General features: G+C 44.3%; 8 protein-coding genes and 3 pseudogenes. 5 read left to right on the plus strand and 6 right to left on the minus strand.

The annotated features are described in order from the left end of the window. Positions 1-430 (plus strand): annotated as a pseudogene (locus THEPK_RS13525) (IS982-like element ISPfu3 family transposase); the annotation flags it as partial. A 39-nt stretch (positions 431-469) separates the two neighbouring features. Here THEPK_RS13525 and cobO read toward each other — a convergent pair. Further along, positions 470-1,000, minus strand: coding sequence for a cob(I)yrinic acid a,c-diamide adenosyltransferase (cobO, locus tag THEPK_RS01450; protein ID WP_042697474.1), 531 nt, complete (start codon positions 998-1,000; stop codon positions 470-472). Between the two features lie 88 nt (positions 1,001-1,088). Between cobO and THEPK_RS01455 the strand changes: the two genes are divergently transcribed. Next, positions 1,089-2,177, plus strand: coding sequence for a DmpA family aminopeptidase (locus THEPK_RS01455; RefSeq protein ID WP_042697477.1), 1,089 nt, complete (start codon positions 1,089-1,091; stop codon positions 2,175-2,177). A gap of 9 nt (positions 2,178-2,186) precedes the next feature. Continuing rightward, positions 2,187-3,383 (plus strand): annotated as a pseudogene (locus THEPK_RS01460) (aminotransferase class V-fold PLP-dependent enzyme). Here THEPK_RS01460 and THEPK_RS01465 read toward each other — a convergent pair. From THEPK_RS01465 to THEPK_RS12470, 5 genes and pseudogenes are all read right to left on the minus strand, one after another. Next, on the minus strand, positions 3,373-4,218 hold the full coding sequence (locus THEPK_RS01465) for a deoxyribonuclease IV (protein WP_042697480.1): 846 nt from the start codon (positions 4,216-4,218) through the stop codon (positions 3,373-3,375). The pseudogene THEPK_RS01460 and the gene THEPK_RS01465 sit on opposite strands and share 11 nt — an antisense overlap. 42 nt (positions 4,219-4,260) lie before the next feature. Beyond that, entirely contained in the window at positions 4,261-5,325 is a 1,065-nt protein-coding gene (locus THEPK_RS01470; protein WP_042697481.1) for a hypothetical protein, read from the minus strand. Then, positions 5,294-6,421, minus strand: coding sequence for a DUF373 family protein (locus THEPK_RS01475; RefSeq protein WP_198011270.1), 1,128 nt, complete (start codon positions 6,419-6,421; stop codon positions 5,294-5,296). Before THEPK_RS01475 ends, THEPK_RS01470 begins: the two co-directional genes overlap by 32 nt. A 7-nt stretch (positions 6,422-6,428) precedes the next feature. After that, a complete protein-coding gene (locus tag THEPK_RS01480) occupies positions 6,429-6,740 on the minus strand; it encodes an MTH1187 family thiamine-binding protein (RefSeq protein ID WP_042697483.1) in 312 nt (103 codons plus the stop codon). Positions 6,741-6,843: 103 nt separating this feature from the next. Next, positions 6,844-7,713 (minus strand): annotated as a pseudogene (locus THEPK_RS12470) (IS982 family transposase). Positions 7,714-7,781: 68 nt separating this feature from the next. Here THEPK_RS12470 and THEPK_RS01495 point away from each other — a divergent pair. Both THEPK_RS01495 and THEPK_RS01500 read left to right on the plus strand, forming a co-directional pair. Beyond that, positions 7,782-8,723 carry a TrmB family transcriptional regulator gene (locus THEPK_RS01495; RefSeq protein ID WP_083965015.1) on the plus strand — a complete coding sequence of 314 codons (942 nt, stop codon included), beginning with the start codon at positions 7,782-7,784 and terminating at the stop codon, positions 8,721-8,723. Positions 8,724-8,727: 4 nt separating this feature from the next. Further along, positions 8,728-9,792: ABC transporter ATP-binding protein (locus THEPK_RS01500; RefSeq protein ID WP_042697494.1), on the plus strand; the 1,065-nt coding region annotated here is incomplete at its 3' end.

The raw sequence follows: 9,792 nt of genomic DNA on the forward strand, positions 1-9,792 counted from the left end.
GGGTACAAGCTGACCTGTTACTCTGATGGGAACCTGTTGGCTTTGCTGTCCGTTGATCCGGCAAACAAGCATGATGTGAGTGTTGTCCGGGAAAAGTTCTGGGTGATTGTTGAGGAGTTTTCTGGCTGTTTTCTGTTTTTGGATAAGGGTTACGTTAGTAGAGAACTTCAGGAGGAATTCCTGAAGTTTGGCGTTGTTTACACGCCGGTGAAGCGGGAGAATCAGGTTAGTAATCTGGAGGAGAAGAAGTTTTACAAGTACTTGTCTGACTTTCGCAGGAGGATTGAGACTTTGTTTTCGAAGTTTTCTGAGTTTCTTCTGAGGCCGAGCAGGAGTGTTAGTTTGAGGGGGTTGGTTGGTCAGGATTTTAGGGGCGATTCTGGCCGTGAATCTGGACAGATTATACAACTTCACAGGTGGTGGGAACTAGGGTATTGCACATTTGTTATTAAAACCTTTTCGGTAGTTTTTAATACTCTACACCCTTTCTAGCAACCACTCCTTTAGCATAGGGATGCTTTATTTCCCTCATTTCCGTCACATAGTCCGCTAATTCGTAAAGCTCTTCCGGGCAGTATCTGCCTGTTAAAACTAGCTCAGTGTTTGGGGCTTTTTCTTTTATGAGCTCCTTAACTTCGTCGAATGTTATCATTCCAAATCCCAGAGCCACACATATCTCGTCCAGAATTACGAGATCCCATTCGCCGCTTTTAACGACTTCTCCAGCCCTTTTTAAGGCCTTCTTTGCGGCTTCAATATCTTCCGGCTCAGGCTTTCCATGGACGAACTTCGGCAAACCATAGGACTCAACGACAATTCCACATTCCGAGGCTTTTTTCTGCTCCCCATAAACATCGGCAGATTTCAAAAACTGTATCATTATTACTTTTCCTCCGTTGCCGAGCATCCTCAAGGCCAATCCTAAGGCCGCCGTGGTCTTTCCTTTTCCATTTCCTGTGTATATGTGCACCAGGCCGAGTTTCTCTTTCCAGTCAGCCATGTTTACCCACCAAAAAACTTGGCACTGAAGTATTTATCAATTGCGAAAGAGCTTTTATTGTTTGAGTGTGATTCTTTTTGGTGATTGCATGAAAGCCCCCGAACTTGGTATTAAGATTGGAGTTTTTGAACACGGCAGGAGAAACTCGATAAGCGACGTTAAAGGTGTCAAAGTCGGCCATGTAACGCTGATTCAGGGTGAAGGGAAACTAGTTCCCGGTAAAGGCCCTGTAAGAACGGGAGTAACTGCTATAATCCCTCACGATGGAAACATCTACAAGGAGAAGCTTCTGGCGAATGCCTTCGTTATGAACGGTTATGCTAAGCCAGTTGGCCTTATTCAGGTTCAAGAGCTTGGAACCCTTGAGACACCGATAATACTAACCAACACTCTGAGCATTGGCACTGCCGCTGATGCCCTTATCGATTACATGCTTGAGCAAAATGAGGACATAGGAGTGACCACCGGTTCTGTTAATCCAGTAGTTATGGAATGCAACGACTCTTACCTCAATGACATCAGGGGAAAGCACGTTAAAAGAGAGCACGTGCTTGAAGCAATTAAAAACGCAAAAGAAGACTTCGAGGAAGGTGCTGTTGGTGCTGGAACTGGGATGAGTGCCTTTGAATTCAAAGGCGGGATTGGTTCTTCCTCCAGAGTTGTGGATATTGAGGGCAGAAAGTACACCGTTGGAGCTTTGGTTTTGAGTAATTTTGGTAAAAGGGAAGACCTAACGATAGCCGGAGTTCCCGTAGGGCTGGAGCTGAAGGGCTGGCCCGGAAAAGGGGGAGAAGGGAAGGGAAGCATAATAATGGTTGTTGCGACCGATGCTCCCCTAACTTCAAGACAGCTGTACAGGGTCGCCAAGAGGGGTGCCGTGGGACTGGCGAGAACCGGAGGTTATGCATACAATGGAAGCGGCGATATAGTTTTTGCCTTTTCAACTGCGCAGAGGATAAAACACTATCAAAAAGAGCCGCTGACCATAGAAGCGCTGCCAGATGACACCTTATCGCCTCTTTTTAAGGCTACGGCTGAGGCCGTCGAGGAAGCGATAATTAACTCTCTCCTCCAAGCAAAGACAATGAGTGGAAGGGACAATCACATTCGCTACGCTCTTCCCAGAGATGAGCTCATAAAGATAATGGAAAAATATGGGAGATTATACAAGAGCTGAGGTGGAAACATGAACCTTAAACATCTCTTCCCCGGATTAAAGAATTTTAAGGTTTACCTGAACACGGCAAGTGCTGGATTTTTGCCGTTAACTGCTCTTAAAAGAACTATGGACTTTCTAGTTTATCTGGTGGATTTTAAGGAAGGCGTTGATTCAGTTGACTTTCTTGACAAAGAAATCATGGAAAAAGTCCTCGAAGAGGGCGCAAAGCTGTTTCATACCAGCAAAGAAAATTTAACTCTCTCAGTCCAGACAACCGAAGGATTAAGGAGATTGCTCTCATCGCTGGAGCCGAGAAAGGGTATGAACATCATCTCCTTTGATATGGAATTTCCTTCACTTGCATGTCTCCTTAAGAGCTATGCGAAAAAGCACGGTCTGGAGCTTAGGATCGTCAAAAACAGAGATGGCTGGTACTTCATTGAAGACGTTGAGAAAGCTGTGGATGATAGCACCTTTGCAGTGATCGGAAGCAGTGTCCAGTGGATCTCGGGCCAAAGAATGAACATAAAAGAAATCTCCAAAGTTGCCCACGAGCATGGTGCATGGCTTATAGTGGATGCTGTTCAGCATGCAGGCAGCTTAACTCTCTATCCTGAAAAAGAGGGCGTTGATGCCTTTGTTGCAGGGGGAGAGAAATGGCTGCTCAACCCCTCCGTTGGTTCCGGAGTTATGTATATCTCCAATGAGCTCATCGAAGAGGCCTCGCCACTGCCCGGACTTTTAAACATGAAACCCCCGATAGGAGAATGGTCATCATGGTGGGGTTTGCCGGAAAAGAACCCCTAGGGAGAATTCGAGCTTAAAAACGATGCGAGAAAGCTTGACTTTGGTGGTGGCCCGCCTTACCTTATGGCAACAGCTCTCTGGGGAGCCCTTGAGTTGATAAATGCCCTAAACATAGAGAAAATCGAGAGGCACAACACCAAGCTCGCAGGAAAAATCAGGGATGAAGCCCTAAGCTTAGGGCTAGAGATTATTGGCAACGAAAACTGGGAGAACTCGGCAATAGTCACAATAAAAACCGGCTTAAGCTATGAGAAAGAAGAAGAAATTTACCAGCAGATGATTGCTGAGGGAATAAAGGTCAGCCACAGGGGAGCGTTGGGTCATTACGGTATACGGGCTTCTCCTCACCTATACAACGAAATGGAGGATGTGGAGGCATTTTTGACCTCCCTTGTGAATCTCCTCTCTAGAGTTTGATTTCTTCATATTTTTTCTTCATCAGCAGGGCATCGCCCTCTATGTTGGGGCTCTCGCTTATGACAACTCCTTTGACCCTAAATTCCTTCAAAACTCTCAGCAAATCCTCCCACTTCAAATCGCTTTCCTGCAGGTTCAAGTGGTTCTTCTCGCCCTTTTCGGAGTAGTTTATTCCACTTATGTGAATATGCATGTTATCTAAAGCCTCTCTCCCCAGTTCCTTTTCAATCAAAGATAGCATCTCCCTCCACTCTTCAGTGCTGTTGTATTTTCCTCCTGTTCTTGCGTGGCAGTGGGCAAAATCTATAGCAGGTAAAACTTGTTCAACATCCTGGCTCAGCTTTATTAGCTCCTTAAGGTTTCCAAATTGTGTTGGCTTTCCAGTGAGCTCTGGCCTTATCCACACGTCTATTCCCTTGTCCTGCAGGACTTTCACAATATCCTTTATTTCATTCTTAATTTTCTCGTAGACCTTTGAAGGGTCTTGTTTTAAATAGTAACCTGCGTGGAAGACCACACTCCAGCCCCCGGCATCGTGCAAACGCTCTGCACTCTGGATTATCCTCTTCTTGCTCGCTTCTACTTTCGCCTTCTCTGCTGCGTTTAGGTTTATGTAATAGGGCGCATGTGCCGTGAGAAGAACATCGTTCTTTCGGGCAACGTATTTTATTTTTTTAGCAAGTTCTGGGGTGATATTAACTCCTCTCACAAACTCAAGTTCCATTGCATCCAAGCCGAGCTTTCTGACCTGCTCTATGCCTGTGAGTGTTGAGGGTTTTGGAGTTGAAAGAGGTATTCCGGCTGTTCCAAACCTCAGCCTGTCAATCTTTATCACTTCCACCACCCAAAATTAGGTAATCCTAAAAATATAAAAACTTTAACTCATTTCGATTTTTTCTCCAAGAATATGCTCAAGTTTTGAGATGCTTTTTCTAAGCTCTTCTTCCAGCTCCTGCATCTGTTTCTTGAGTAATTTCAATTTCTCCTCCTTCTCCTTAAGTTTTCTCTTTAGCTCCATTATTTCTCGTTTTTTGGAGTCTTCCTCATTTACAAAGGCTGAGAGCTCCTCCTCGATTTTTGCCAATTTTTCTTTCATTAAGGCAAGTTCTTGAGATTCCCTTAGCAAACTTGTTCTGGCCCACTCCACAGTTTTCTTATACTTTTTATCGAGCTTGTCCTCAATTCTATCGAGTAGCTTGAGAAACTCCTCGGGATGATGGATAGCATAGGCGGAATCCTCCAAAAATTTCCTCGCAGTGGCGTCTGGCATCCTCATTCTTTTTATTGGCTTCTGAAGCTTGGAAATCTTAGAACGGATGGCAATTTCTTTTTGCGATATCTCTCCCTTAAGCTCTTCTTCAGCTTCTCTGAAAGCTTTAAACTCCAGTTTATTTTCCAGTTCCGTAATCTGTTCCTGGAGCTTTTTCAACTGTTCTGTGAGTTCTTCTTTTGAACGCTCTTCCTCTTTTATGAGATTCTTGAGGCCTTCCAGTTCTTTTAGCAGTTTTTCGGTCTCGACGTCTTCAATACCAATTTTGTTTATCTCCTTGATGTACGAGGAATATTCATCAGATAGAACCTTTAAGAGGGTGTTTATCTCATAAACTTCCTTCTCAAAGACAAGGAGCAAATGTCTGCCGTGAGCAACATGGAGCTTGGAAATCTCAGGCAATACCTTCTCGATGTCTTCAATGCTTTCTATCTTTCTCACCATATTCCTGAGCGCGGTTGTGTATCTTTCCCTCTCGACCCCCACAATCCTTGCCAGCTGAGGGTCAATCTTTTTGGGTAACTCCTTTTGTTCAAGATTCTCAAGAGTTCTGAGGATTTTTGAGACTATCTCCTTAGAGGTCTTTGTGTATTTTTCCGCTATTTTTTGTCTTTGTTTTTTGACATCTTCTTTTATTTTTTCATACTCCCGGAGTGCTTCTCTCAGTTTCAACTTTCTCCCATCCTCTTACTTTATCTCTTAGATACATTCCAACAAGGGTTGCGACGGCTATGTCAGCAATCGCTATGAGTCCTTTCTTTAGAAATTCGATTGAAGATAACGACACTATCGAGAGTGCATAGCGCGTTGTGACATCGATCGTTACCCACAATGCCGGTAAGAGCAACATGCCGCTTATGTAGTACCAGATGTGGTGATCCCTTCTCAGGTAAGAATGAACAATCTTACCTGTCATTAAAACGCCCAGTGCAATGACAAATGGTGTGCTTATAGCATTTAGAAATATAACCCCCCCCAAGAGTTCCGTTCCTGGGTATCTGCCGGTTAACTGAAGTGCTATGCTCTCAAGGTTAAGATAAGCATTTACCGCTCCAGCAAAGAGTACAAAAAGCGCTGCTATGGTGGAAATAAGCTGTATAAACCCTTTGGTCAGAGAATGTCCTAAGATTTCTTTTATCCGGAAAGCCTTTGCAAAGAAATACCCACCTACTATGAAAAGGATTAACCCCGTAACGGTCGAGGAAATTATTGTAACACTCTGTGGGTATTTTATAGAAAGCAACTTAGCAACGCCATAGATGAGCAATATCATTCCAGGAAGCCCGAAGAAAATCTTTGCCGCCTCCGGATCACTCAAAATCTCCTTTAGATAACGATAAAGGATATAATACGTTGTCTCAATGCCCTCGCTTTGCTTGACAACGACCCTCCGTGTGCTTATTATCGGGAGCCTTGAAGTTATCATGGGGAATATCTGCTCATCTTCTGCCCCATCTGTAACCGGTATAACTCCATCTGCGGGAAAACGCTTAAGAACCTCTTCCAGCTGTCTCTGCAGTTCTAAGTCACTCTTAATTCCCACATCGGGATGCCCCGTGATAAGGGCCACCTCAACATCCTCAAATTCTCCCCTCTCTTTGAGCTCGTCGTATAGCTTTACTGCAGCATATAAAACGTTGGCATCGCTGTCTTCAGGATCGGCAAGGCTAAGTTTCAGAGCGGCATCTATGCATGCATCCCTTCCAATAACAGGTCCCCTAACCCCAGCTTTTTTTCCAAAATCATCATCTCTATCGATGGCAAGCACCAATACTTTAATCTTTATCCCCCCGGACTTTCTCAAAAACTGATTTTACCTTATCCTCCATTGTTCGATCCTTGTCCCTTCTGTCGTCAATCCTTATCGTTGTCGAGACTCTTTTCGCACCAAGTGCAAACATTGCCTCGTGGGCTTCTTCAACTATCTTCAAGCCCTCTTTGAGAGTTGGGACTTCAATGATTGTGCCCATAGGAGTCAATTGATATTTTACTCCCTTCTCCTCTAAAAGCTTTACTACATGAGCAACGTATCTGCTGAGGCTTAACTCCCCAAGCGGAACGATAACGAACTCAATAATCACTCCCACTTTCGACACCTGGCTAAATTAAAATCGACGATTTTTTAAGCTTAACGGTGGAAAGCCTTATTTTGTCCAACGAACAAAGGAGTATTGGTGAGAGATATGTACCCTAGTTCCCACCATCTGTGAAGTTGTATAATCTGTCCAGATTCACGGCCAGAATCGCCCCTAAAATCCTGACAACCAACCCCCTCAAACTAACACTCCTGCTCGGCTTCAGAAGAAACTCAGAAAACTTCGAAAACAAAGTACTCAATCCTCCTGCGAAAGTCAGACAAGTACTTGTAAAACTTCTTCTCCTCCAGATTACTAACCTGATTCTCCCGCTTCACCGGCGTGTAAACAACGCCAAAACCTCAGAAATTCCTCCTCGAGCCCCCTGCTAACATACCCCTTATCCAAAAACAGAAAACAGCCGAAAAACTCCTCAACAATCACCCAGAACTTTTCCCGGACAACACTCACATCATGCTTGTTTGCCGGATCAACGGACAGCAAAGCCAACAGGTTCCCATCAGAGTAACAGGTCAGCTTGTACCCATAGTAAAACTTTTAGAGGGAACAAACCCAACTGCGGGCTTTTCAGAGATGATTTCTGAAGAACCCTTCTTCTCCTTCCTGTTTTTTCTGGCCAACTCCTTGGTCTGAATGGGCTTTGAGTCCAGTATTCTAACGTATTCTCTGGCGTGTTTTTGAATAATTCTTCCTGCGCTAGGAGCAGGAGTTTTTCGTGCCTGTTCAAGCGTTCTGTTAGTTTGTTGTACCTGATTTTGGGGAACAGCTTCATTTCTTCGATTAGGACTCTGTAAGCGTGCTTGTAAACTCCGTTAAAGTGCAAGTGTGCTAGTATTGCGAAGGTTATTAGGTCGTAGAGGCTGATTATTTCCCTGTGAGTGTTTTTCGGGTAGTGTTTGCTGATTATCGGATAGATTTCGGATTTTATGATCAGGATTTCCTGCTGAAAGTTCATAACAACCACCAATCAACCAAAAGACTTAAGTGCTTATAACTCTAACGATCTAATGGGAACTAGGGTATATTACTCTCTTGGCTAATGGCCCTCTTACTGCTAGAGGAATATCTCAGTTGGCTCAAATACCCTACAATAGAACCTACGATGTTTTGACATCTCTTAAGGAAAGGGGATTTGTTGAGGAACTGGAAGGTAAGACAAGAACATTTGTTGCAGTTGAGCCCGAAATAGCTTTTCACCGCTACAGTAAGTCGCTAAGGGAGCTGATTGACGAAATTAAAAAGTTTGCCGAAGATATGAAGGTAGAGAGGAAAAAGTACGCAATATGGAGATTTTCTTCTCCAGAAGAGGCCATATTAAGCCTAAAAAACATGATGCAAGACACGAAGTTTGAATTCACATTATTAGCACCTTCTGATTTCATTTCAGGAATTAAAGACGAATTGGAGGTACTTTTAAACAGAGGAATTACTGTCTCAATATACACTAACGAGGAAGTTAGCATACCTACCAATGGAAACTTATTTATTAGGAGAACTAACAAAACTGGACATATTATTGCTATGAATGATATCAGGGAGGTTTTAGTTTCCCCCAGCCTCGTTTTTAACGTTGGTGAGGAACTCCCCTCGGGATTCAAATCAAACTTTCCTGAGATAATTTTCTCGTATTATATCTACCTCAGGGACATTTTTGAAGAATCCACTCTTATTTCCTCCGTTTTGAAAAGAAACAAAGGGATAACATTTGCGATATATTTTCATGCCCTCCAGACTATTGAGCAATTGTTCACTGAGGGAGTTGAATTTGATGCTGAAGTTTACACTACCTCAGGGGAGACACTCAAAGGAAAGGTGCTTGATTTTACTAACACCAAAATAATAAACAATTTACTCTTAGACACGGGAAAAAGAAAAGTTCTTGTCGGAGGGCCATTTTCGATACTTGAGGACTATGAAGAGGTAGGAATTATCCTTTACCCAAAGGACGTTCAAACGAGTAAAGAGAGAAGGTGATTTTATGGCTGGTGTGAAGCTTGTTAACGTCTGGAAGCAGTTTGGGGAAGTCACCGCAGTCAAGAACATGAATTTAGACATTAAGGATGGAGAATTCATGATACTCCTCGGCCCAAGCGGCTGCGGTAAAACAACCACCCTGAGAATGATCTCAGGCTTAGAAGAGCCAACGAAAGGCCAAATCTACATTGGAGACAAACTCGTTGCCGATCCGGAAAAAGGAGTCTTCGTACCCCCAAAAGACAGAGACATCGCCATGGTTTTCCAGAGTTACGCGCTTTACCCCCACATGACGGTTTACGACAACATCGCCTTCCCACTCAAGCTGAGAAAAGTCCCAAAGCAAGAAATCGATCAAAGAGTTAGAGAAGTCGCGGAAATGCTCGGCTTAACAGAACTACTCAAAAGAAAACCCAGGGAATTAAGCGGAGGACAGAGGCAGAGAGTAGCCCTCGGAAGGGCCATTGTGAGGAAGCCCCAAGTCTTCCTCATGGACGAGCCGTTAAGCAACCTGGACGCTAAACTTAGGGTGAAAATGCGCGCCGAATTGAAAAAACTCCAGAGGCAATTAGGCGTCACGACAATTTACGTAACCCACGATCAAGTTGAAGCAATGACCATGGGCGACAGGATTGCCGTCATCAACGCTGGCGAGTTACAGCAAGTCGGTTCGCCGGATGAAGTTTATGATAAGCCCGCAAACACTTTCGTGGCAGGCTTCATCGGCTCGCCTCCGATGAACTCCATGGACGCGAGCATTACCGAAGACGGTTTCGCCGACTTTGGAGAATTCAAACTCAAGCTCCTCCCAGAGCAGGTGGAGGCTCTCAGGGAGGCCAACCTCATCGGTAAGGAAGTTATCTTCGGCATTCGCCCGGAGGATCTCTACGATGCAGTGTTTGCTCAGGTGAAGGTTCCTGGGGAGAATTTGGTTAGGGCTGTGGTTGAGATTGTTGAGAATTTGGGTAGTGAGAGGATTGTGCATTTGCGTGTTGGTGATGTGACTTTCGTCGGCTCCTTCAGGTCGGAGTCGAGAGTTAAGGAGGGTCAGGAGGTTGACGTGGTCTTC

The organism is Thermococcus sp. PK, assembly GCF_000430485.1.
Classification (GTDB): domain Archaea; phylum Methanobacteriota_B; class Thermococci; order Thermococcales; family Thermococcaceae; genus Thermococcus_A; species Thermococcus_A bergensis.

Coding starts and splice junctions, on each gene's coding strand:
- cobO (WP_042697474.1), bottom strand. CDS start 1,000: ATGGCTGACTGGAAAGAGAAACTCGGCCTGGTGCACATATACACAGGA.
- THEPK_RS01455 (WP_042697477.1), top strand. CDS start 1,089: ATGAAAGCCCCCGAACTTGGTATTAAGATTGGAGTTTTTGAACACGGC.